Genomic DNA, 22,976 nt, shown 5'->3' on the forward strand with positions numbered 1-22,976 from the left:
TGCGGTTTCGAATTTTTCTATGCGTTAAAAACCGTGGTTTTTTATCGTTATTTAACGCCTTTATCTTATTGACTAACTGGTAATCTCAGCTACGTAAAAAATCATCCAGGGGATCAGAATGTCGGCAATACAGGGGATTGAAGGGGTCATCAACCAGTTACAAGCCACGGCGATGTCAGCAAAAACGCAGGATATGCAGCCACAACCGACCGTGAGTTTTGCCGGGCAACTGCATGCTGCGTTAGACCGAATCAGCGATGTGCAAACCGCGTCCCGTACCCAGGCTGAGAAATTTACCTTGGGTGAGCCGGGTATTGCGTTAAATGATGTGATGACCGATATGCAAAAAGCGTCGGTATCAATGCAGATGGGGATTCAGGTGCGTAACAAACTGGTGTCGGCCTACCAGGAAGTGATGTCCATGCAGGTGTAGGTTTAACGTGCAGAGATTGTTTGCCGGATAAGCGCAGCGGCCATCCGGCAACCAGTTACTTCTGAATCAAATAGCGGATCGTTGGACCATCCTGCTGAATATCCAGCACCGTATAGCCGTGATTACGCGCATCCAGTGGAATATTGTTGATTGACTGCGGGCAATCGCTCACCACTTCCAGAATTTCACCTTTCTTCAATTGCGGCATCGCTTCCAGCGTGGCGACAGCCGGGTATGGACACGGTTCGCCGACCATATCGAGGCGATAATCAGGCACGATATTTTTCATACAGACTCCTTGGCAGGCGTCAGTCCTGCGCGACGGAAGAAGCGTTTTTCCCAGCCGATAATGAGCATCAGCGCGGCAAACAACAGCAGATAGGTTACCAGCAGACCACCGAGCGGACCGAAGGTGTTGAGCAAATTCACTTTGTCCCAGTTGGTGGCAAGCGCGGGAGCAAAATCATCCCAGTAGTAGGCCAGAATGGTCGAGCCAATAACGTTGCCCAGACCAACCCACCAGTAATGCACCTGGCCTTCAACGGCGCGATACATCCAGCCGGTTTCGCATCCGCCCGCTAAAACGATGCCAAAGCCGAACAGCAAGCCGCCGATCACCGCATTTGGACCCGCCCACATGATTTTAGGCTCGACGCCCAGTTGCACGTAGCTAAAGATACCGATGGCGCTGACCGCCATCCCGAAGATGATTGCTTTTGCCATATGGGTGCGACCAGAAATCCACAGGTCGCGGAAGGCGGAGGTGAAGCAGATTTGCGCCCGTTCAATCAGCAGACCGAACCCAACGCCAAACAGCATCGCCAGACCGAGCTTGGGTTTATCCATCGCGGTGAGCAGCGCCCAGCCGATCATGCCGATAAACACCAGCATGCCAAGGCGGAAACGGCGACGGGCCTGATCTGGCTTTTGCGTCAACGGCGAAGCGGCGGAGACTTTCTGCATTTTGACCGGAATACGAAACATCGGCAGCAGGGTAAAGCGTGCGCCAAACCATGAGCCGATTGCCGTTGCCAGCGCGAAAAACCAGGCATGTAGCGAGAACTGTGGAATGCCTGTGAAGAATGCGGCCAGGTTGCAGCCCATCGCGAGCCGGGCGCCGAATCCGGCGATCATCCCGCCGACTATCGCCTGCATAATACGCACCCGACTGCGCGGCATGCGTAACTTGACGTTGTTAGCCCACAGCGCGGCAGCAAAACAGCCACCGAACATACCGAGGATCATCATGCCGTCAATGCGGGTCAGGGGCGAGCCTTCGAGATGGATCAGTTTGTAGTATCCCCACTCTTCGGCGTGCACGCCAAACAGTTGCAGGATTTGCCCACCCCAACGGGTGAATTCACCGGTAACGGCCCAGAAGGTTCCCGTAATGCCGAAATAATAAGTGGAGAGAATACCCGCTGCGATGACCGCAGGGGCGGGGGCCCAAAATTTAATTAACCAGGCCTGTTTGAAGTGTTGCCATGACATGCGTTGCGCCTCTGAACTCAGAAGGTATGTAACAAGAAGTGTGGATACTACACCGTTCAGAATTTTTGACTATGAGTAATAAGAGGTAATACCGTCTGGATCAATCTTTCTCAATGCCGCTGAAAGGCTGGCGACATCAGGCCTTTAATGCCACAATCCCATTTTCTTCGCATGCAGGATGAATGATGAAAAAATTAGCAATCGTTGGTGTATTTCTGGCGCTTACCGGATGCGCCGAAGTAGAAAATTATAACGACGTGGTGAAAACGCCAGCGCCAGCCGGTCTGGAAGGATACTGGCAGTCAAAAGGTCCGCAACGCAGTCTGGTAAGCCCGGAAGCGATTGCCAGCCTGGTGATAACGAAAGAGGGCGATACGCTGGATTGTCGCCAGTGGCAGCGGGTGATCGCGCTGCCGGGGAAACTGACGATGCTCTCTGGCGATCTCACCAACGTGACGGTGAAACGCGAGCTGTATGAGATCGAGCGCGAAGGCAATACGCTGGAATATGACGGTATGACGCTGCAGCGGGTGGATCGCCCGACGCAGGAGTGCGCTGACGCGTTAAAGAAAACGCCGCTGGCCACACCGCTGCCATAAACCGTACGCCCCGGTAGCCCATGGCCACCGGGGTTGAATTTTATATCACTTCTTCAATGACCCACACGCTGACGCTCCCGCCGTTACAGTAAAACGTTGCTTCACCGTTTTCATCGGTGACCACGCTTTCCTCGCGATTTCCCAGATAGTCACGCCAGGTTTTATTGCCGTAATTCGCGCCGAGATTGATGGTCTTTTCCCCGTCATCGCCGTTTGACAGTACCACCACACAGCCGGGATCGTCGTCCGTTCCGCTGCGGCTAAAAGCGATACAGTTAGGATGATCGAAAAAGAGTGTCTGTACCCCGTGTGCAAAGCGCTGGCGCGCGAGGATCAGTTCATCAAGCTGTTCAATGATCGGCATGTCGATAGGATAGGTTTCGCCATCGCCGCCGGTGTCTTCGTAATGCGCTCCGTAGAGGTCAGGGTAAAACACCGACGGTACGCCATTTTCACGCAGCAAGATCAGCGCATAGGCCAGCGGCTTAAACCACGGCTCGACGGGGGCTTCGAGTGCCTGTAAAGGTTGGGTGTCGTGATTGGCCACCAGCGTGACGGCATGAAACGGATCTGCTTCTACCAGGGTATCGGTGAAAATCTGGCTCATGTCATAATCGCGGCCCTGACGGGACGCTTCGTGGAATTTCATCTGCAAAGGGGCGTCGAACAGCATGGTTTTCCCCTCCACCTGATTAATGTAGGTTTGCAGCTTGTCGACTTCGTGGGACCAGTATTCCGCGACGATAAACAGCGGTTTTGGCGCGACTTCCTGCACGTGCTCAATCCACTCTTTATAAAACCAGGCCGGAATGTGCTTGACGGCATCCAAGCGAAAGCCGTCGCAATGGGTTTGATCCATCACCCAGCGCGCCCAGTATTTGATTTCCTCGGTGACGGCGTGATTACGAAAATCGATATTTTCTCCCATCAGATAATCAAAATTACCCAACTCATCATCAACCTGATCGTTCCAGCCTTCGCCGGTGTAATCGTTAACGATTTTGAAAATGCCGTCTTCGGTGGGATTCTCTATATGGTCAATGCCGCTGAAGCATTTGAAATCCCAAATGAATTGCGAGTACTGGCCTGCGCGGGCAGGGAAGGTGTAGCGCGTCCAGCCTTCGCATTCGATAATCTCATCGTCTATTTGCGTGCGGTCCTCGGCGTTAACCCGTTGGACGCGGATCTTTTCTTTCTCATCCGCGCCCATTTTGTGGTTAACCACCACGTCCAGCAGTACGGCAATATCATTGTGTTTCAGCGCGTCAATCGCCGCCAGCAGCTGGTTTTTATCGCCGTATTTGGTGGCGACGGTTCCCTTTTGGTCGAATTCGCCCAGATCAAACAGATCGTAGGAGTCGTAGCCAACGGAATAGCCGCCGGACGCGCCTTTATAGGCGGGAGGCAGCCATACCATATTGATGCCGATATCATTGAGTCCGCCTGCGCGTTCGGCAAGTTCGGGCCAGAGTTGACCGCCATCAGGGTAATACCAGTGGAAGTACTGCAATAACGTGGGATTTTTCATCTTCCGTGCTCCAGAAGTCGTTTGGCCGACCTCTGGAGTATGGAAGATAATTCAGACGAGACGGGAAATTATTGTGGGGCAGTGGGGGCGTCGGGGACTAACAGCATGCCGGAAAGACGGCCATAGGCGTTATTCAACGTCTTTTGGCGCGTCGACTGACCGATAAGATTGCTGAGTTCATCGAGGCGTTGCTGCAATAATGTTTTGAGCAGTTGCTCGTTATCCAGCGTCTGTTTAATGTACCCGGCGACTAAGTCCTGAATACTTCGCGTAATGCCCGGTGGAGTTTGCTCTTCCATGACCACTTCAATACTTTGCAGATAGGTAACTTCCTGTTCCAGTAAAAGGTCCCATTCACCGCGCTGCGCCAGTTCCAGCAACGAGTGACTGAGTAGCGCGATGCGCTGCCAACGGTTGATAAACTCCACGGCTGAGGTCATTAACGAGACTCCTGGGACGACGCGTTCGGTGAGATCTGTTTCCAGGCATCCGCAATGTTGCCGAGTAACCCTTCGACTTCTTCAATGGCTTGACAATCATTATTCAGATTAGCGTGCAGTAAACGGCGAACCATATAGTCATACAATGAAGAGAGATTGGTGGCGAGTTCTCCCCCTTTTTCGTGGTCCAGGCCGGCTTTCAGGCCATTATCAATAATATTGATGGCTTTACTTAACGCTTCACCTTTGGCGACGATATCACCCTGCTGCATAAACAGGCGAGCGCGCACCAGGGCGCTGTTCGCGCCATCAAACAACATTTCGATCAACTGATGTGGGTTGGCGCTCATTACGGCGCTTTCCACACTGATCTGTGCATAGGCTTTGGTACCGCTCGCGGTGTACATGCTTACCTCGTGTTATCAGGAATTACTCATCGCAGCAAATTGTTGACCCAAATACGTACTGGTGCTGTTCAGCTTACTCATCATGGAATCCAGTTGGGTAAACTGCGCTTTATAACGTGCCACGACTTCATCAATACTGTTGCTGACGGTCAGATACTGCTTAGTCAGCAGTTTCAGGTTGGCGTTAATATTGTCTTGCGCATTATCGATAATGCCGTCATCGGCCAGATAGCTTTTTACTTCGGTGGCAATCTTAGTGGTAATACCGGTCTCTTTGCCGTCGCCAACCAACAGTTCGCGAGTGGCAGCGGTATTATCTTTCAGTGCCTTAGCCAGCTTTTCTTCATCGATTTTTAGCTTGCCGGTACCACCGTCCTGCGTAATGCCGATCTCAGACATGGTTTTAAACGAGGATTCGCTGCCGCTGTTAGCAAATGGCGCACGAATGCCGTTTTGAATGGTACGGAGAACGCTATCACCCAGTAACGCGCCGTTATCTGCGCTGGCCGCTTCACCCGGTTCTACTTCTTTATATTTAGTCAGCGTGCCAAAGGTATCCACCAGCGAGTTATAGGCTTCTACCCAGGCCTTAATTGCTGTTGTGGCCTTTTCATCACTTTTTGTTACAGTGATCGACGCATCTTTTACTTCTTTGGTAAGTTGGAGCGTGATGCCCTGCGGTGCGTCAGTTACGGTATTGCTTTGACGTTCAATATCAATGCCGTTGACAGTCAATTGCGCATTTTGCGCCCCGACCAGTTGCTTCATTTTCCCACTGCCCGCTTTGCTGTCATAGGACAGTAAATCGCTCAGTTTCGAATCATTTGATACTGAGATGGTCATTTCGCTTTCAGTGCCGCTTTCTGCGGTTAACACCAATTGGTAGTCGCCTTCTTTAACCTTCACCAGGCTGGCGGAAATACCGCTGTCCGCGTCGTTAATGGCATCACGAATATCCTCCAGAGAGGTTTCGCCTTTGCCTAATTTGATTTCCAGTGGTTCTTTACGGCCTGGCTGCGAAATCGTAATCGTACGTTCATCAACGCTGGTATCGCCCAACTGCTCTTTAGTCGAGGTAATTTTCGCCGTAGTCGATAATGACTGTGCCTGCGCCAGTTGAGTGACGCTGACGGTGTATTTGCCCGGAGCTGCGCCTGCGGTGGTACTGACTTTTAAATCTTCTGTGCTGCTGGTGGCTGTGGTGCTTTTAAACAGATCGGCACTGTTCAGTGCGGTGTTCGCTGTCTGAAATTTTTCTAATGCACTTTTCAGCGTGCCATACGCGGTCAGACGCGAGGTGTTAGCGCTCTGCTGCTGGGTAATCGGCGTTAAACGCTTTTTCTCAGCAGTGGTTAAGTTTGTCAGCAATGTATCCAGCGGTAAGTTCGAACCAACGCCCAGTGATGTAAATGAAGGCATGCCTAATTCCTTGTGATTGCAAACAGTAGTTAACCGCTTTATCGGCAATCTGCGCGCAAAGTTTAATAATAGTTTTGCAAAAATAATGCGCGGAATAGTGGTGCATATAGAGGGTATTTCAGCGGCTAAGAAAAAAAACGACGGAAAGTAAAAATTTTCTAAAGTTCGAAATTAAGGTGCCGATACAAGGGTTACGGTGAGAAACCGTGGGCAACAGCCCAATAACATCAAGTTGTAATTGATAAGGAAAAGATCATGGCACAAGTCATCAATACAAACAGCCTGTCGCTGTTGACCCAGAATAACCTGAACAAATCTCAGTCTTCTCTGAGCTCCGCTATCGAGCGTCTGTCCTCTGGTCTGCGTATCAACAGCGCGAAAGATGATGCTGCTGGTCAGGCGATTGCTAACCGCTTCACCTCTAACATCAAAGGTCTGACTCAGGCGTCCCGTAACGCCAACGATGGTATCTCCATCGCGCAGACCACTGAAGGTTCTCTGTCTGAAATCAACAATAACCTGCAGCGTGTTCGTGAGCTGGCGGTTCAGTCTTCTACTGGTACTAACTCCCAGTCTGACCTCGACTCCATCCAGGCTGAAATCACTCAGCGTCTGAACGAAATCGACCGCGTATCCGGTCAGACCCAGTTCAACGGCGTGAAAGTGCTGGCGAAAGACAACACCCTGACCATCCAGGTTGGTGCCAACGATGGCGAAACCATCGATATCAACCTGCAGGAAATCAACTCCAAAACCCTGGGTCTGGATTCACTGAACGTGCAGCAGAAATATAAGGTTTCTGATGTGGCTGCTGATTTTGGGTATCAGGATAAGGCTGCTGCTACAATCGATAAAGCAGACATGGCCGCTGCATTAACCACTATCAAAACCAAAGATGCTGCGGCAACTGCTGTAGCTATTAAAGGTGAAGTCCAGTTTGATGCAGAAAATAACAAGTATTATGCAGAATTAGATGTTACGGGTGGTGCTGCTACAACCAGTGGTGTTTATGAAGTTAAGGTTGCAACAGATGGAAAAGTGACATTAGCCGACGCTGATAAAGATGTTCTGCCAAAAGTCACAAAAGATGTTAAATCATACCAAGAAGCTGTGCCAATTGATCTTACTAATGCAAAAGCAGCTTTGATTAAAGGCGGGGCTGATAATACTGATGCTGGTACTGCTAAACTAGTCAAAGTTTCCTTTACTGATAACAACGGTAAAGCTATTGATGGTGGTTATGCTCTCAAAACTGATAGTGGCAAATACTATGCAGCTTCTGTAGACGATAATAAAGCAGTGTCCATTAAAGAAGTAGAATATACTGATAAAAATGGTAAGGCCGCAACTGCTGCAGTGCAACTCGGTGGTGTCAACGGTAAAACGGAAATTGCTAACGTCGGTGGTAAGGATTATCTCGCAGAGAAAGTAAAAGATCACAATTTCAAAGCCGAGCCAAAATTGAATGAAATTGCGACTGCTACTACCGATAGCCCGCTGGCTAAAATCGACGCGGCACTGGCGAAAGTTGCTGACCTGCGTTCCGACCTGGGTGCGGTACAGAACCGTTTCAACTCTACCATTACCAACCTGGGTAACACCGTAAACAACCTGTCTGAAGCCCGTAGCCGTATCGAAGATGCTGACTACGCGACCGAAGTGTCCAACATGTCTCGTGCAAACATTCTGCAACAGGCAGGTACTTCTGTACTGGCACAGGCTAACCAGACCACGCAGAACGTTCTGTCTCTGCTGCGTTAATTTACGCTTACTGCGCAAACCCCGCTCCGGCGGGGTTTTTTACATTTAGCTTTACCCGTAACCCCCAAATAACCCCCCATTTCACCCACTATTCACCCAATTAAAACCCCTGCAGAAACGGATAATCATGCCGATAACTCATTTAACGCAGGGCTGTTTATCGTGAATTCACTGTATACCGCTGAAGGTGTAATGGATAAACACTCGCTGTGGCAGCGTTATGTACCGTTGGTGCGTCACGAAGCATTGCGCCTTCAGGTGCGTTTGCCGGCGAGCGTAGAACTGGATGACCTGCTACAAGCGGGCGGCATCGGGTTATTGAATGCCGTTGACCGATATGACGCTTTGCAAGGAACGGCATTTACCACTTACGCAGTGCAGCGTATTCGTGGAGCAATGCTGGACGAACTACGTAGCCGGGATTGGGTGCCGCGTAGCGTTCGGCGCAATGCTCGCGAAGTGGCACAGGCGATGGGACAACTGGAGCAGGAATTAGGGCGCAACGCGACGGAAACCGAAGTGGCGGCGCGTCTGGCTATTCCTGTGCAAGAGTATCGTCAGATGTTGCTCGATACCAATAACAGCCAACTCTTCTCTTATGACGAGTGGCGGGAAGAGCATGGCGATAGTATTGAGCTGGTGACGGAAGAACATCAGCAGGAAAACCCGTTACAACAGCTACTTGAGGGTAATCTCCGCCAGCGCGTGATGGACGCGATCGAGGCGTTGCCGGAGCGCGAAAAGCTGGTGTTAACGCTGTACTACCAGGAAGAGCTGAATCTGAAAGAGATTGGCGCGGTACTGGAAGTCGGGGAATCACGGGTCAGCCAGTTGCACAGTCAGGCCATCAAACGTCTACGCACTAAGCTGGGTAAGCTATAGGGGTACATTATTACCCCTGAACAATGCCGCATTACGAATTGACTACCAGGAGTTCTCATGACGGTGCAGCAATCAAAAAGACGGCCTCTAAGCCGCTACCTCAAAGATTTCAAACACAGCCAGACGCATTGCGCCCATTGCTTTAAGTTGCTCGACAGGATCACGCTGGTTCGTCGCGGGCAAATTGTGAATAAAATCGCCATCGCTCGACTGGACACTTTGTTGGATGAAGCCGAGTGGGAGCAGGAGAAAAAAGAGTGGGTGGCACTGTGTCGTTTTTGCGGTGATTTGCATTGCAAAGAGCAGAGCGACTTTTTCGACATTATCGGTTTTAAACAGTTTTTATTTGAGCAGACCGAAATGAGTCACGGCACGGTACGTGAATACGTTGTCCGCCTGCGTCGCCTCGGGAATCACCTGACCGAACAAAATATCTCTCATGACCTGCTGCAGGAAGGGTTCCTCGACGAAAACCTTGCCCCGTGGCTGCCGGAAACCAGCACCAACAATTACCGCATCGCCTTGCGTAAGTATGAGCAGTTTAAAGCCCATACCCATATGGGACATATGCAGAAATCCTCCTGGACAGCCAGTTCTGATATATATTAAAAACGAATAAGGTGTAACAGAGTCGTGTTTGTGGAACACAGCAAACGCTTTACACTATGCTCATAAATAGCAGTCACTAATGACAATATTCGGGGTAACTATGAAATTAGCACTTCTGGGACGTCAGGCTCTGATGGGTGTAATGGCTGTTGCACTTGTCGCTGGAATGAGCGTAAAGACTTATGCAGATGAAGGTCTGTTAAATAAAGTTAAAGAGCGTGGCACGCTGCTGGTGGGCCTGGAAGGGACCTATCCCCCGTTTAGTTTTCAGGGCGATGATGGCAAGTTGACCGGTTTCGAAGTGGAGTTCGCTGAGGAACTGGCCAAGCACCTTGGGGTGAAAGCTAATCTGAAGCCGACCAAGTGGGACGGTATGCTGGCCTCTCTTGATTCCAGGCGCATTGACGTGGTCATCAACCAGGTGACCATCTCTGACGAACGTAAGAAAAAATACGATTTCTCTACCCCGTATACGGTTTCTGGTATTCAGGCGCTGGTGAAGAAAGGTAATGAAGGCGTTATTAAGACCGCTGCCGATCTGAAAGGTAAAAAAGTCGGCGTTGGTCTGGGCACCAACTATGAAGAGTGGCTGCGCCAGAACGTGCAGGGCGTGGATATTCGTACCTATGATGATGACCCGACCAAATACCAGGATCTGCGTGTAGGCCGTATCGACGCCATTCTGGTTGACCGTCTGGCGGCGCTGGATCTGGTCAAGAAAACCAAAGATACGCTGGCTGTGACCGGTGAAGCATTCTCCCGCCAGGAGTCCGGCGTGGCGCTGCGCAAAGGCAATGAAGATCTGCTGAAAGCGGTTGATGCGGCCATTGCTGAAATGCAGAAAGACGGTACGCTGAAAGCGCTGTCTGAAAAATGGTTTGGAGCGGATGTGACGAAATAATCGGCATCCGATGAAAAAAGGCGCCTTTAACAGCGCCTTTTTTTATTTCATTGCGCCTGAGCGTGCATAATAAAAAGAACATCACAACAACGAATACCGGAGGCTGTATGCCGCTGCATAACTTAACGCGCTTTCCACGTCTGGAATTTATTGGCGCGCCAACGCCGCTCGAATATCTTCCACGCTTCTCCGACTACCTCGGGCGCGATATTTTCATCAAACGCGATGACGTCACGCCGATGGCAATGGGCGGCAATAAGCTGCGTAAGCTGGAATTCCTGGCCGCAGACGCACTGCGTGAAGGCGCTGATACGCTGATAACCGCGGGTGCGATTCAGTCTAACCATGTGCGCCAGACGGCGGCGGTAGCAGCTAAGCTTGGCCTGCACTGCGTAGCTCTGTTGGAAAATCCGATTGGCACCACGGCGGAAAACTATCTCACCAATGGCAACCGTCTGCTGCTGGACCTGTTTAATACGCAGATCGAAATGTGCGATGCGCTGACCGACCCGAATGCGCAACTTCAGGAACTGGCTACGCGCATTGAAGCACAGGGCTTCCGCCCGTATGTGATCCCGGTTGGCGGTTCTAACGCGCTGGGCGCACTGGGTTATGTGGAAAGCGCGCTGGAAATTGCCCAGCAGTGTGAAGGGGCCGTTGCACTTTCTTCCGTTGTGGTTGCCTCAGGCAGTGCGGGAACGCATGCCGGACTGGCCGTGGGCCTGGAACAACTGATGCCAGACGTCGAGCTTATCGGCGTGACTGTCTCGCGCAGCGTGGCGGATCAAAAACCCAAAGTTGTTACGCTGCAGCAGGATATTGCCCGAGAACTGGAACTGACGGCCTCCGCGGATATCCTGCTATGGGACGATTATTTTGCGCCAGGCTACGGTACGCCAAACGAAGAGGGCATGGAGGCGGTAAAATTGCTGGCGCGCCTGGAAGGCATTTTGTTGGATCCGGTGTATACCGGTAAGGCGATGGCGGGTTTGATTGACGGTATCAGCCAGAAACGCTTTAAAGACGAAGGGCCAATCCTCTTTATTCATACCGGTGGGGCACCAGCACTGTTTGCCTACCATCCTCATGTGTAACAACCAGGTCGAAAACGCTAATGCATGAAAGTATCCAACTGGTAATTGATTCTCTGCCGTATCTGCTCAAAGGCGCGGTTTTTACGCTGCAACTGAGTATCGGCGGCATGTTTTTTGGCCTCGTGCTGGGGTTTATCCTGGCGCTGATGCGTTTGTCGCCGCTGTTGCCTGTGCGCTGGCTGGCGCGTTTTTATATCTCTATTTTTCGCGGAACACCGCTGATTGCCCAGCTGTTCATGATCTATTACGGTCTGCCACAGTTTGGTATTGAGCTTGATCCCATCCCGGCGGCGATGATTGGCTTGTCGCTGAATACGGCTGCCTACGCTGCGGAAACCCTGCGTGCGGCAATCTCTTCCATCGACAAAGGACAGTGGGAGGCGGGTGCCAGTATTGGTATGACGCGCTGGCAGACCATGCGCCGGGCAATCCTGCCGCAGGCTGCGCGCGTTGCGTTGCCGCCGCTGAGCAACAGCTTTATCAGTCTGGTGAAAGATACTTCTTTGGCCGCCACTATTCAGGTACCGGAACTGTTCCGTCAGGCGCAGCTGATTACCTCGCGTACGCTGGAAGTCTTTACGATGTATCTGGCGGCCTCGTTGATTTACTGGGTGATGGCGACGGTGCTTTCTGCGCTGCAAAACTATTTTGAAGAACAACTGAATCGCCAGGAGAGAGAGCCGAAATGAGTGCTATCGAAGTCAGAAACCTGGTCAAAAAATTTCATGGGCAAACGGTGCTGCATGGGATCGATCTTGACGTCAAACCTGGTGAAGTAGTCGCGATTATCGGGCCGAGCGGATCGGGCAAAACCACGCTGCTGCGTAGCATTAATTTGCTGGAGCAACCGGAGGCGGGCACCATTAAAGTGGGTGAGATTACCATTGATACCGCGCGTTCGTTGACCCAGCAGAAAGGGCTGATTCGTCAGTTACGTCAGCACGTCGGTTTTGTGTTCCAGAACTTTAATTTGTTCCCGCATCGGACGGTGCTGGAAAACATTATTGAAGGGCCGGTGATAGTCAAAGGTGAACCAAAAGCTGAAGCGACAGCTCGTGCGCGTGAATTGCTGGCGAAAGTTGGGCTGGCAGGTAAAGAAACCAGCTATCCGCGGCGTTTATCGGGCGGACAGCAGCAGCGCGTAGCGATTGCCCGAGCGCTGGCGATGCGACCTGAGGTTATTCTTTTTGATGAACCGACCTCCGCACTTGATCCTGAACTGGTTGGCGAGGTACTTAATACCATCCGCCAACTGGCGCAGGAAAAACGCACCATGGTGATTGTGACGCATGAAATGAGCTTTGCTCGCGATGTTGCCGATAGAGCGATATTTATGGATCAAGGACGGATTGTAGAGCAGGGACCAGCAAAATCCTTATTCACGCATCCGCAGCAGCCGCGTACCCGTCAGTTTCTTGAAAAGTTTTTGATGCAATAAATAGTACATATAGCGCTCGCTGGGATTGTTTCTGGCGAGTGCTCTTCGCATAACTATTTATAATTATTGCTTTATTATTAACGCTTGAATCTGTTACTTCCTTCCACTGTTGAGTAATACTCAAGTAATTGTTCATTTGTCCGATAATTTGCATATATAAAATACATTTATGTGTTAGCTTGTTTCATATGTTTGGATGATTATCAATCTCAGGGGCATTACCACTTAGTATGCAGGATCATGATTTCTTCACCTGGCGACGGAGCATGCTGTTACGCTTTCAGGAAATGGCGACGGCAGAGGATGTCTATACGGAATTACAACAACAGACGCAGCACTTAGAGTTCGATTTTTACGCGCTCTGTGTTCGTCATCCGGTACCTTTCACCCGACCTAAAACGTCTCTTCATACGACCTATCCCAAAGCATGGGTGGCGCATTATCAGTCCGAAAATTATTTCGCCATTGATCCGGTGCTGAAACCTGAAAACTTCAGTCAGGGGCATTTACCCTGGAACGATACTCTGTTTCGCGATGCGCAACCTTTGTGGGACGCCGCACGCAATCACGGTTTACGCAAAGGGATGACGCAATGCTTAATGTTGCCTAATCGGGCGTTGGGTTTTTTATCAGTATCGCGTGCAAGTATCCGTAACAGTCGCCTTGCGAGCGATGAAGTGGAGCTCAGGATGCAGCTTCTGGTACGGGAAAGCCTGTCTGTACTGACGCGGCTGGAAGATGACATGGTTATGGCGCCAGAAATGCGCTTTAGCAAGCGGGAAAAGGAAATATTGAAATGGACGGCCGAGGGGAAGACCTCTTCAGAGATAGCCATCATTCTGTCGATTTCCGAAAATACAGTGAACTTCCACCAGAAGAATATGCAAAAGAAATTCAATGCGCCAAACAAAACGCAGATAGCCTGTTATGCCGCGGCAACCGGGCTTATCTGAGTAAATTATCGTTCTGAGTGTCAGACGCAAAACCGGCTGAGAGCATTGCTATCAGCCGGTTTCTTTTTACTGGCGGTAAGCTTGTTTAATTTGCTTAACCGTGTTGGAAAATACCGCCGCCTGTGATTGATCTTCAATCAGCGCGAGCTGTTTTTCCATTTTAAGAATCACGCGGCCTGCATCGGCTTGACCCATTGCCTGCAGCATCAGCGTTAACATGGCTTTCAGGCAGGTGACTTCATTGGCCAGTTCCTGGTTATTCTCAGCAGTGGAAAAGTCAGGCGTACTCATTTATTTTCCTCGTTATGTTTCAATGAAAAAGTGCGATGTCAAATCTTAAGGCGGCGGAGTATACCATAAGCGAGGCTAAAAATATCTGTGGTTGTTTTTTGCGCGGATGAATGTTGTGGACATTAAAATAAACAATATGTTGCAGTGCATATATTTTCTCCACATGTTGTTTATTTCGAGTATTTTCCTCGTTAATTATTGTTACAACTTTGACTGCCTATTTTGCATTCAGCGGAGGAATATGAATTTTTTGTCACTATTCTGAAACAGCTATGCAGATATAACCGTGGCAGAAGGCTGTCAGGACTGAAAGTTTCCACTCGTCGTACAATCTAATTTCCAAAAACGAGAGCAAAATCGAAAGTCGGGCGTTTTTTACATTTCAAAGTTGAGATAAAACCCGTTAACATAGGACCGATTAACTATCGGTAGCGTTATCCCTATTCTGGAGATATTCCTTTGATCAACGTTTTTCTTGTTGATGACCACGAACTGGTGCGCGCAGGGATACGACGCATTCTGGAAGATATAAAAGGCATAAAAGTTGTCGGCGAAGCGTGCTGCGGTGAAGATGCGGTAAAATGGTGCCGCTCAAATTCCGTTGACGTTGTGCTGATGGATATGAATATGCCCGGTATTGGCGGTCTGGAAGCAACCCGCAAAATTGCGCGTTCCACGGCAGACATTAAAGTGATCATGCTGACGGTACACACTGAAAACCCATTACCTGCAAAAGTTATGCAGGCAGGGGCCGCAGGGTATCTCAGCAAAGGCGCCGCCCCCCAGGAAGTAGTGAGTGCGATTCGTTCGGTTTTTTCCGGGCAGCGTTATATTGCCTCCGATATCGCTCAGCAAATGGCGCTCAGCCAGATTGAGCCTGAGAAAACGGAAACACCGTTTGCCAGTTTGTCTGAACGCGAGTTGCAGATTATGCTGATGATCACCAAAGGTCAGAAGGTCAATGAGATCTCAGAGCAACTGAATCTTAGCCCTAAAACGGTGAACAGCTATCGCTATCGAATGTTCAGTAAATTAAACATTCACGGCGATGTAGAGCTGACTCACCTGGCAATTCGCCATGGCCTGTGTAATGCGGAGACATTAACAAGCCAGTGACCGATCAGTTTGATGCCAAAGCGTTCCTGAAAACCGTGACCAGTCAGCCCGGCGTCTATCGTATGTATGATACCGCCGGGACGGTTATCTATGTCGGGAAAGCGAAAGACCTGAAAAAAAGGCTTTCCAGCTACTTCCGTAGTAATCTTGCGTCACGCAAGACCGAAGCGCTGGTCGCGCAAATCCAGCAAATTGATGTCACGGTAACGCACACTGAAACCGAAGCGTTATTGCTTGAGCACAACTACATCAAGCTGTATCAGCCGCGCTATAACGTATTGCTGCGCGATGATAAATCCTACCCTTTTATATTCCTTAGCGGCGATACCCACCCGCGTCTGGCGATGCATCGCGGGGCAAAGCATGCCAAAGGCGAGTACTTTGGACCGTTCCCTAACGGTTATGCGGTGCGTGAAACGCTGGCGCTGTTGCAGAAAATATTTCCTATCCGCCAGTGCGAAAACAGCGTTTATCGCAACCGTTCTCGACCTTGTCTGCAATATCAGATTGGCCGCTGTCTCGGTCCGTGTGTCGCGGGTCTGGTGAGTGAGGAAGAGTATGCTCAGCAGGTCGAGTATGTTCGTCTGTTCTTGTCCGGAAAAGACGATCAGGTATTAACGCAGCTGATCGCCCGCATGGAAAAGGCCAGCCAAAATCTCGAGTTTGAAGAGGCTGCGCGCATTCGTGACCAAATTCAGGCCGTACGCCGCGTAACAGAAAAACAGTTTGTCTCTAATACCGGAGACGATCTGGACGTCATTGGCGTGGCGTTTGACGCCGGTATGGCCTGTGTGCACGTTCTGTTTATTCGCCAGGGTAAAGTGCTGGGCAGCCGCAGCTATTTCCCGAAAGTACCCGGTGGCACGGAACTCGGCGAGGTCGTCGAAACCTTTGTCGGGCAGTTTTATCTGCAGGGGAGCCAGATGCGTACCTTACCCGGGGAAATCCTGCTCGATTTTAATCTTAGCGATAAAACCCTGCTGGCAGACTCTCTGTCTGAACAGGCCGGCAGGAAGATTAACGTGCAGACGAAACCGCGAGGAGATCGCGCACGTTATCTGAAGCTGGCGCGGACCAACGCGGCAGTGGCGCTCACCACAAAACTTTCTCAGCAGTCGACGATTACGCAACGTCTGACGGCGCTGGCATCGGTGTTGAAGTTACCTGCGGTGAAGCGTATGGAGTGCTTCGACATCAGCCATACGATGGGCGAGCAGACGGTAGCCTCCTGCGTGGTCTTTGATGCCAATGGCCCGCTGCGCGCAGAATATCGGCGTTACAATATTACCGGAATTACGCCGGGTGATGATTATGCGGCGATGAATCAGGTTTTGCGTCGGCGTTACGGTAAGGCGATTGAAGAAAGTAAGATTCCGGACGTCATATTGATCGACGGCGGGAAAGGTCAGTTAGGGCAGGCGAAAGCCGTTTTTGCTGAGCTGGACGTTCCCTGGGACAAGCAGCACCCACTCTTGCTGGGTGTGGCAAAAGGGGCCGATCGTAAAGCCGGTCTGGAAACGCTGTTCTTTGAGCCGGAAGGTGAGGGCTTTAGCCTGCCGCCGGATTCGCCAGCATTGCACGTTATCCAGCATATCCGCGATGAATCTCACGATCATGCGATTAGCGGGCATCGTAAAAAGCGGGCGAAAGTGAAAAGCACCAGTACGCTTGAGACCATCGAAGGTGTCGGGCCAAAGCGTCGCCAGATGTTGTTGAAATATATGGGAGGTTTGCAAGGTCTTCGTAACGCAAGTATCGAAGAAATTGCAAAAGTGCCGGGTATTTCGCAAGCTCTGGCAGAAAAGATCTTCTACTCGTTGAAACATTAGGCCCTCTGTAGCAACATAGGGGTAATTTCACTGACAACAGATAGTTATCCGTCATATGCAATTTAATATCCCTACGTTGCTCACGCTGTTTCGCGTCATCCTGATCCCATTCTTTGTATTGGCTTTTTACCTGCCATTCACCTGGGCTCCCTTTGTTTGTGCGCTGATCTTCTGTATCGCAGCGGTCACTGACTGGTTTGACGGTTTTCTGGCGCGCCGCTGGAACCAAAGCACGCGTTTTGGCGCCTTCCTCGATCCGGTCGCTGATAAGGTGCTGGTGGCTATCGCGATGGTCCTGGTGACCGAGCATTACCACAGCTGGTGGGTGACGCTTCCTGCCGCAACAATGATTGCGCGTGAAATTATCATCTCTGCACTGCGTGAATGGATGGCCGAACTGGGTAAACGCAGCAGCGTAGCCGTATCCTGGATCGGTAAAGTGAAAACCACATCGCAAATGGCTGCTCTGGCCTGGCTGCTGTGGCGTCCAAATATCTGGGTAGAGTATGCTGGGATCGCACTTTTCTTCGTCGCCGCGATACTGACTTTGTGGTCAATGTTCCAGTATTTGAGCGCTGCACGTGGAGATTTGCTTGATCAGTGATCGTTTCGACGCAAATTTCAGCAAACGATCGTTAGTGGTGAAAAATATCGTTGACTCATTGCGTCAGGTAAGTAGAATGCAACGCATCGAACGGCAGCATTGATTGCCAGACGATAACAAAATCAAGTGATTAACAAAGTTACTTGGTGATGCGGGAATAGCTCAGTTGGTAGAGCACGACCTTGCCAAGGTCGGGGTCGCGAGTTCGAGTCTCGTTTCCCGCTCCAAATTTAAGACATCGGCAATAGCGGATGTCTGGCTGTAAAGCCAGAAGATTTCGGCGCGTTAGCAAAGCGGTTATGTAGCGGATTGCAAATCCGTCTAGTCCGGTTCGACTCCGGAACGCGCCTCCAATTTCTTCCCGAGCCCGGATGGTGGAATCGGTAGACACAAGGGATTTAAAATCCCTCGGCGTTCGCGCTGTGTGGGTTCAAGTCCCACTCCGGGTACCATGGGAAAGAACAGAATAATCAAAGCAATAAGCAGTGTCGTGAAACCACCTACGGGTGGTTTTTTTGTGCCTGTTTTTTACAAGCATAGATACTTTGCGTCAAGCAGCCTGCCAGAAACGTAAACTGCCCTCTATATACTCACTATTGCTAATCAATCTATCGCCGAATCGGCGCGTTAAACATAAAGCCCCCTCGGGCAGGGTTGTTGATAAACCCATCGCGGGCGGGATTGTAGTTGTGGTCCTGGAAACTATTCATCAGGATGGGATCGCCAAAGCCATCCTGTAGCGCCAGCTGTCTGTGGATTCGGTTTCGTGCCCTGAACGTGAAAGCGAAATCACCCGTCCCGCCAATGATGAACACACCATTACCAGCTCGAAGTGCCGCGCTCAACTCTTGCTCTCTGACGGCCTGGTTTTCTAACGCGCTGGCTGTGGCAGACGATGACGCCAGCAGCAGTAATATGAGAACGGCGCATGAAAATACCGATGGCAGTTTCATGATTAATACATATTAAAAGTATGGCTATTAAAGTATAGCTTTATGTTGTCATCTCAACTGAAAACATAACCAATAATGTAAACCTGCTGTCCATACTGTATTTAAAAGACCGGAAGAGTAGTGCTGCGCAGTTAAGAACTATAATAAAAACAGTCAACAGGTGATTACTTCTGTTTGCAGACAGTGCTGGTTCAGGGGGCTGCTATGAACATTTCATCTTTTCCGATAGTCATGTTCGCAGCATTGCTCACCCTTAGTGGTGCAGCATATTCGGTGGAAAAAGAAGATATCTTTTCGCAGAATGCCAGGGCTACGGATCCCATCGCATTTTCTCAACAGTCATTTAATAACCTGAGGTCTTATCAGGTTATGATGCGCTCCTCGTCGCCATCCGATGAAAGCAAAATTATTCGCTATAGCTTTCAAAAGCCTGGGTATGTGCGGATGGATTTTACCCAACCGCATTCAGGTGCGGTGCTTATCTTTAATCCTGTCAGCGGTAAAGTGACGTTATGGCCATTTGGTGTGGGTACATTGCCCATTTTGCACCTGTCGCCTACTAATTCATTGATCCAGAATGAGCGTGGTCATCGGGTGGATCGCTCTGATATCGGCGTGTTGTTGGGCAATATTCGTCATCTGCAACGCGAAGGGACAACAACCACAGTTGGTAAGGAAAACCTTGCAGGACGGGCGACAATGCACTTATCTGTGGTTGGGCCTGGAACAATGGTGATTGATGGTGTTCACCGCTATGACGTCTGGCTGGATAATTATCACGGACTCCCTGCCAAAGTGATCAGCTATGCGCCAGATGGGCAGCGATTAGAAACCGTGCTTCTGGATGCTATGGTCATTAACATCCGTTTTCCCGCCAATTTCTTCTCGCCTTGAGGGAGTCTGTATTATGGCTAACTATCGGTTTTCCACCGTCTGGCGGGTTGAGGCTTCTATTCAGGAGGTATGGGATGTTTTTTCTCATCCCGATCAGTGGCCTGAATGGTGGGAAAGTCTGGAACGCATTGTTGAGATTAAAAAAGGTGATATACAGGGCATTGGGGCGCTACATCGTTATACCTGGAAAGGAGCGCTTCCTTATCGCTTAACCTTTGACATCAACGTGTTGAATATTCTGCCCTGCTCGCTGCTTGAGGGGCAAGCCAGCGGGGCGGTTGAAGGGCGAGGCGTGTGGTCTTTTTCTGCAAGTGGTGCAGAAACTATCGTCAGATATGACTGGAATGTACGTACCACGATCCGCTGGATGAATTATCTTGCCCCGCTGGCGGCACCTGTTTTTCGCTGGAATCACGATATGGTTATGCGCGAAGGGGCCAGAGGGTTAGCCCGTAAGCTGGCAACGAATGTTTATATATTCTGAACTCGCTCTCACGGCTGTACTTTTTGCCTGCCTATGGCTTACTATCTGTCGCGCAGTTTCTTATTTCATTCACAGTTAACAGGTCTGTTATTGATGAATAACCTCCATCGGCTCACCTTTTTATGTCAGCGTCTGTCTGCTGTGATGATCGCACACGGTTTTTACCTTCTTAGCCGTAGCTCAACTCTTACAACATGGACAGACAGCAATGCAACGTCGACAATTTCTCAAAAATAGCGTTCTCCTTTCCGCCGCCGGTTTAGTCGGTCCTGCGGTTATTAGCCAGACGGTTCACGCCGCTGAGCCATCCGTTGCACCAGTCGCGCGTCGGCGCTTTGTGTTATCCCAGACGTATAAACTTAACCCTCCTAAGGGATCGAGCGGCGTGGTAAAACTGTGGATCCCGCTTCCGGTAGATACCGCGTTTCAACAAATGACGGCGCTTGCCTTTAGCGGAAACTACAAGCATGCGTACGTTACCACTAATAATACTTATGGCGCGAAAACGCTGTTTGCCACCTGGCCTGACTCGCAGGGCGAACTGTTGATTAACGTTGATATCGACATTGAAACCGCCGACTGGGAGCCGCTGAAGCAGGATGCGCTGAAAACCTGGCAAGCGCCGGAGCAGATTATTTATCCGCTGGATGTAAAACCGTACCTGCTGCCGACGACACATACCCCAGTTGATGGGCAGGTTCTGGAAACCGCACGTAAAATTACCGGTAATGAGCAGGATCCGCTGAAAAAAGCACGCCTGATTTACGAGTGGGTGAGTAGCCATATGGAGCGCGATAACGACGTTATCGGCTGCGGCACGGGGGATGTGGCGGAGATCTTAAAAAGCGGTAAGCTCAAAGGAAAATGCACCGACATGAGCTCCGTTTTTGTTGCTCTGGCACGGGCCAGCGGTATTCCGGCACGCGAACTGTTTGGCATCCGTCTGGGCAAAGCCAATAAGCTCGAACGCTACTCGAAAAGCGCTTTTGGCAAAGCTGACAGTGCAGGTGTCGCTGATGTGAGTGGCGGACAACATTGTCGCGCCGAATTCTATCTGGCCGGTTACGGCTGGTTACCGTGCGATCCTGCTGATGTGACCAAAATGCGTCTGGCAGAGAAAAAGTCGCATCAGGACGCCGATGTCCAGGCGGTAAACACTTACCTGTTTGGTAACTGGGAAATGAACTGGGTTGGATTCAACTACGGGCGTGATTTCGAGCTGTATCCGGCAACGGAGCAGGGAGCCATGAACAACTTTGGCTATCCTTACGCTGAAGTCGATGGTGACCCGATCAATTTCTATGATCCTAAAGCGTTCTCCTACAGCTATGTCGCCACAGAACAACGCTAAAGGGGCGGGACTCACCCTGTTGACGGCCGCGGCTGCTGCCGTCACCGCTGGCTTATGCTGCGTTGGACCGCTGCTCTATCTGCTGTTTGGTATTTCGGCGGCGAGCTTTGCTGTTTTCACCCAGTTTGAGTTTTTGCGAATTCCCCTGATGCTGGTGTCATTGGGTTTATTACTGCGCGTCTTCTGGCGGCTCTATTTTTCCAGGCGGCTGTGGTGCTCCGGATGGTTAACGTTGAAGCAAGCGCGCGTTCTCTACTGGTGCGCGCTGGCGTTGATTTTGCCGGTGCTATTTTATCCAACGCTCGTTGCCTGGTTTTATGAGGTATTTGAATGAAAATCTTCACATTAGTTGCATGCTTGTTGCTGCCGCTGTGGGCTCAGGCGGCCAATCAAAAAGTGGTGCTGGATATACAAAATATGACCTGCTCGCTGTGCGTTATTTCGGTCAATCAGGCGCTACGTGAAACCGATGGTGTGATTAAAGCAAAATCCTCCCTAAAAACCCGACAAGCAGAAGCGATTGTGCCAGAAGGTTTCCCAACCGATACGTTACTTAACGCGGTAGCGAAAACGGGCTATACCGCAACGCTCAACCGTATTGAACAACAGTAAACCACCTACGGGTGGTTTTATTGTGTTTTCCCGGTATGATGCCCGGCGGCTTAGTGTTCTCTTTTGTGCGTTAACTTCCGGAATTCCCCTCGTTTCCTGTTAACCTGAACAGGCGGCAGCTATATGCCGCATATGCCCATTTTTATCTGTTATCCCTCCAGCCATGTAGGATGATCACAGGCAAGATTTTTTGACTAAGGAAAAGCGTTATGAAAACGGGACCATTAAACGAGAGCGAACTGGAATGGCTGGATGATGTACTGACTAAGTACAATACAGACAAGGCTATTCTGGATGTGTCAGAACTGGATGGTTTGCTGACGGCGGTGCTGAGTTCACCGTATGAAATTGAACCAGAGCAGTGGCTGGTCGCAATTTGGGGCGGCGCGCAGTATGTCCCTCGCTGGTCCTCCGAAAAAGAAATGACGCGTTTCATGAACCTGGCGTTTCAACATATGGCGGATACGGCCGATCGTCTGGATGAATACCCTGAGCAGTTTGAGCCGCTGTTTGGTTTGCGTGAAATTGACGAGCATGAACTGACCATCGTTGAAGAGTGGTGCTTTGGTTATATGCGCGGCGTCGCACTGTCAGACTGGTCCGCGTTACCGGACACGTTAAAACCAGCACTTGAAGCTATTGCGCTGCACGGCACGGAAGAGAACTTTGCGGTGGTTGAGAAACTAACGCCGGAAGCGTTTGAAGAGAGCGTCGATGCCATCCGCCTGGCAGCGCTGGACCTGCATGCTTACTGGATGGCGCATCCTCAGGAAACGCCGGTCAAAGTACCGGTGAAAGTGGATGCCAAAGTAGGACGCAATGACCCTTGCCCATGTGGCAGCGGAAAGAAATATAAGCAGTGCTGTTTGCACTAACAGAAAGGGGCG

Annotated in this window: 28 protein-coding genes and 3 tRNA genes; 22 read left to right on the plus strand and 9 right to left on the minus strand. The window is 50.5% G+C overall.

What is annotated here, in order from left to right:
- Nucleotides 1–118 precede the first annotated feature (118 nt).
- Nucleotides 119–433, plus strand: a complete 315-nt coding sequence (gene fliE / locus OGY71_RS01805) for a flagellar hook-basal body complex protein FliE (protein ID WP_003834044.1) — start codon at nt 119–121, stop codon at nt 431–433.
- Between the two features lie 55 nt (nt 434–488).
- Here the strand turns inward: fliE and yedF are convergent, their stop codons facing one another.
- Nucleotides 489–722: a sulfurtransferase-like selenium metabolism protein YedF gene (gene yedF / locus OGY71_RS01810; RefSeq protein ID WP_000790504.1), complete on the minus strand. Its 234-nt coding sequence runs from the start codon at nt 720–722 to the stop codon at nt 489–491.
- A complete protein-coding gene (yedE, locus tag OGY71_RS01815) occupies nt 719–1,924 on the minus strand; it encodes a selenium metabolism membrane protein YedE/FdhT (protein WP_003839093.1) in 1,206 nt (401 codons plus the stop codon). The genes yedF and yedE overlap by 4 nt, the downstream gene beginning before the upstream one ends.
- A gap of 185 nt (nt 1,925–2,109) precedes the next feature.
- Here yedE and yedD point away from each other — a divergent pair, with 185 nt between their 5' ends.
- The gene (gene yedD / locus OGY71_RS01820; protein WP_003030454.1) at nt 2,110–2,523 is read left to right on the plus strand and encodes a lipoprotein YedD; all 414 of its coding nucleotides are present in this window, start codon (nt 2,110–2,112) and stop codon (nt 2,521–2,523) included.
- 40 nt (nt 2,524–2,563) lie between these two features.
- Here yedD and amyA read toward each other — a convergent pair whose 3' ends face one another.
- The 4 genes from amyA to fliD form a co-directional block, all read right to left on the minus strand.
- Entirely contained in the window at nt 2,564–4,051 is a 1,488-nt protein-coding gene (amyA, locus tag OGY71_RS01825) for an alpha-amylase (RefSeq protein WP_003834042.1), read from the minus strand.
- 68 nt (nt 4,052–4,119) lie between these two features.
- Complete coding sequence (gene fliT / locus OGY71_RS01830; protein ID WP_003030458.1) at nt 4,120–4,491, minus strand: flagella biosynthesis regulatory protein FliT; 372 nt, start codon at nt 4,489–4,491, stop codon at nt 4,120–4,122.
- Nucleotides 4,491–4,898, minus strand: coding sequence for a flagellar export chaperone FliS (gene fliS, locus OGY71_RS01835; protein WP_003834041.1), 408 nt, complete (start codon nt 4,896–4,898; stop codon nt 4,491–4,493). The genes fliT and fliS overlap by 1 nt, the downstream gene beginning before the upstream one ends.
- 15 nt (nt 4,899–4,913) lie before the next feature.
- Nucleotides 4,914–6,317, minus strand: a complete 1,404-nt coding sequence (gene fliD / locus OGY71_RS01840; protein ID WP_003834040.1) for a flagellar filament capping protein FliD — start codon at nt 6,315–6,317, stop codon at nt 4,914–4,916.
- A 255-nt stretch (nt 6,318–6,572) separates the two neighbouring features.
- Here fliD and OGY71_RS01845 point away from each other — a divergent pair, with 255 nt between their 5' ends.
- The 8 genes from OGY71_RS01845 (at nt 6,573) to sdiA (ending at nt 13,955) form a co-directional block, all read left to right on the plus strand.
- Entirely contained in the window at nt 6,573–8,078 is a 1,506-nt protein-coding gene (locus OGY71_RS01845; RefSeq protein ID WP_003834039.1) for a FliC/FljB family flagellin, read from the plus strand.
- A gap of 162 nt (nt 8,079–8,240) precedes the next feature.
- Nucleotides 8,241–8,960, plus strand: coding sequence for an RNA polymerase sigma factor FliA (locus tag OGY71_RS01850; protein WP_003030465.1), 720 nt, complete (start codon nt 8,241–8,243; stop codon nt 8,958–8,960).
- A 57-nt stretch (nt 8,961–9,017) separates the two neighbouring features.
- Nucleotides 9,018–9,569, plus strand: coding sequence for a flagella biosynthesis regulatory protein FliZ (gene fliZ, locus OGY71_RS01855; protein ID WP_003030467.1), 552 nt, complete (start codon nt 9,018–9,020; stop codon nt 9,567–9,569).
- Between the two features lie 100 nt (nt 9,570–9,669).
- On the plus strand, nt 9,670–10,470 hold the full coding sequence (gene tcyJ / locus OGY71_RS01860) for a cystine ABC transporter substrate-binding protein (RefSeq protein WP_123267421.1): 801 nt from the start codon (nt 9,670–9,672) through the stop codon (nt 10,468–10,470).
- A gap of 107 nt (nt 10,471–10,577) precedes the next feature.
- The gene (gene dcyD, locus OGY71_RS01865; protein ID WP_032943823.1) at nt 10,578–11,564 is read left to right on the plus strand and encodes a D-cysteine desulfhydrase; all 987 of its coding nucleotides are present in this window, start codon (nt 10,578–10,580) and stop codon (nt 11,562–11,564) included.
- A gap of 20 nt (nt 11,565–11,584) precedes the next feature.
- Nucleotides 11,585–12,253: a cystine ABC transporter permease gene (tcyL, locus tag OGY71_RS01870; protein WP_003030474.1), complete on the plus strand. Its 669-nt coding sequence runs from the start codon at nt 11,585–11,587 to the stop codon at nt 12,251–12,253.
- Nucleotides 12,250–13,002 (plus strand): L-cystine ABC transporter ATP-binding protein TcyN, encoded by a 753-nt coding sequence (gene tcyN, locus OGY71_RS01875; RefSeq protein WP_003030477.1) that lies wholly within the window; start codon nt 12,250–12,252, stop codon nt 13,000–13,002. The genes tcyL and tcyN overlap by 4 nt, the downstream gene beginning before the upstream one ends.
- Nucleotides 13,003–13,232: 230 nt before the next feature.
- A complete protein-coding gene (sdiA, locus tag OGY71_RS01880; protein ID WP_008785095.1) occupies nt 13,233–13,955 on the plus strand; it encodes a quorum-sensing transcriptional regulator SdiA in 723 nt (240 codons plus the stop codon).
- A gap of 66 nt (nt 13,956–14,021) precedes the next feature.
- On the opposite strand, the gene OGY71_RS01885 is transcribed toward sdiA, so the two are convergent.
- A complete protein-coding gene (locus OGY71_RS01885) occupies nt 14,022–14,246 on the minus strand; it encodes a DUF2594 family protein (RefSeq protein ID WP_003030482.1) in 225 nt (74 codons plus the stop codon).
- Nucleotides 14,247–14,265: 19 nt separating this feature from the next.
- Nucleotides 14,266–14,409, minus strand: a complete 144-nt coding sequence (locus tag OGY71_RS23250; protein ID WP_420262128.1) for a hypothetical protein — start codon at nt 14,407–14,409, stop codon at nt 14,266–14,268.
- Between the two features lie 296 nt (nt 14,410–14,705).
- Between OGY71_RS23250 and uvrY the strand changes: the two genes are divergently transcribed.
- The 6 genes from uvrY (at nt 14,706) to OGY71_RS01915 (ending at nt 18,247) form a co-directional block, all read left to right on the plus strand.
- Nucleotides 14,706–15,362 carry a UvrY/SirA/GacA family response regulator transcription factor gene (gene uvrY / locus OGY71_RS01890; protein ID WP_003834023.1) on the plus strand — a complete coding sequence of 219 codons (657 nt, stop codon included), beginning with the start codon at nt 14,706–14,708 and terminating at the stop codon, nt 15,360–15,362.
- Nucleotides 15,359–17,191 carry an excinuclease ABC subunit UvrC gene (gene uvrC / locus OGY71_RS01895; protein WP_125112504.1) on the plus strand — a complete coding sequence of 611 codons (1,833 nt, stop codon included), beginning with the start codon at nt 15,359–15,361 and terminating at the stop codon, nt 17,189–17,191. Before uvrY ends, uvrC begins: the two co-directional genes overlap by 4 nt.
- Nucleotides 17,192–17,246: 55 nt before the next feature.
- The gene (pgsA, locus tag OGY71_RS01900; RefSeq protein WP_003030490.1) at nt 17,247–17,795 is read left to right on the plus strand and encodes a CDP-diacylglycerol--glycerol-3-phosphate 3-phosphatidyltransferase; all 549 of its coding nucleotides are present in this window, start codon (nt 17,247–17,249) and stop codon (nt 17,793–17,795) included.
- Between the two features lie 151 nt (nt 17,796–17,946).
- Nucleotides 17,947–18,022 (plus strand) — tRNA-Gly (locus tag OGY71_RS01905).
- A gap of 52 nt (nt 18,023–18,074) precedes the next feature.
- Nucleotides 18,075–18,148 (plus strand) — tRNA-Cys (locus tag OGY71_RS01910).
- 12 nt (nt 18,149–18,160) lie between these two features.
- A tRNA-Leu gene (locus tag OGY71_RS01915) sits at nt 18,161–18,247 on the plus strand.
- 156 nt (nt 18,248–18,403) lie between these two features.
- Here the strand turns inward: OGY71_RS01915 and OGY71_RS01920 are convergent.
- Nucleotides 18,404–18,748 (minus strand): hypothetical protein, encoded by a 345-nt coding sequence (locus tag OGY71_RS01920; RefSeq protein ID WP_286612731.1) that lies wholly within the window; start codon nt 18,746–18,748, stop codon nt 18,404–18,406.
- 204 nt (nt 18,749–18,952) lie between these two features.
- Here OGY71_RS01920 and OGY71_RS01925 point away from each other — a divergent pair, with 204 nt between their 5' ends.
- From OGY71_RS01925 to OGY71_RS01950, 6 genes are all read left to right on the plus strand, one after another.
- Nucleotides 18,953–19,642 (plus strand): LolA family protein, encoded by a 690-nt coding sequence (locus tag OGY71_RS01925; protein ID WP_206159602.1) that lies wholly within the window; start codon nt 18,953–18,955, stop codon nt 19,640–19,642.
- 13 nt (nt 19,643–19,655) lie between these two features.
- Nucleotides 19,656–20,126 carry an SRPBCC family protein gene (locus OGY71_RS01930; RefSeq protein ID WP_003833916.1) on the plus strand — a complete coding sequence of 157 codons (471 nt, stop codon included), beginning with the start codon at nt 19,656–19,658 and terminating at the stop codon, nt 20,124–20,126.
- A 208-nt stretch (nt 20,127–20,334) separates the two neighbouring features.
- Nucleotides 20,335–21,477 (plus strand): transglutaminase-like domain-containing protein, encoded by a 1,143-nt coding sequence (locus OGY71_RS01935; protein ID WP_032943816.1) that lies wholly within the window; start codon nt 20,335–20,337, stop codon nt 21,475–21,477.
- Nucleotides 21,455–21,811, plus strand: coding sequence for a mercuric transporter MerT family protein (locus OGY71_RS01940; protein WP_003833912.1), 357 nt, complete (start codon nt 21,455–21,457; stop codon nt 21,809–21,811). Before OGY71_RS01935 ends, OGY71_RS01940 begins: the two co-directional genes overlap by 23 nt.
- Nucleotides 21,808–22,089 (plus strand): heavy-metal-associated domain-containing protein, encoded by a 282-nt coding sequence (locus OGY71_RS01945; protein WP_003833910.1) that lies wholly within the window; start codon nt 21,808–21,810, stop codon nt 22,087–22,089. Before OGY71_RS01940 ends, OGY71_RS01945 begins: the two co-directional genes overlap by 4 nt.
- Before the next feature lie 209 nt (nt 22,090–22,298).
- Entirely contained in the window at nt 22,299–22,964 is a 666-nt protein-coding gene (locus OGY71_RS01950; protein WP_003034581.1) for a YecA/YgfB family protein, read from the plus strand.
- Nucleotides 22,965–22,976 lie beyond the last annotated feature (12 nt).

Source organism: Citrobacter sp. Cpo109 (genome assembly GCF_030332565.1).
Taxonomy (GTDB): domain Bacteria; phylum Pseudomonadota; class Gammaproteobacteria; order Enterobacterales; family Enterobacteriaceae; genus Citrobacter; species Citrobacter portucalensis.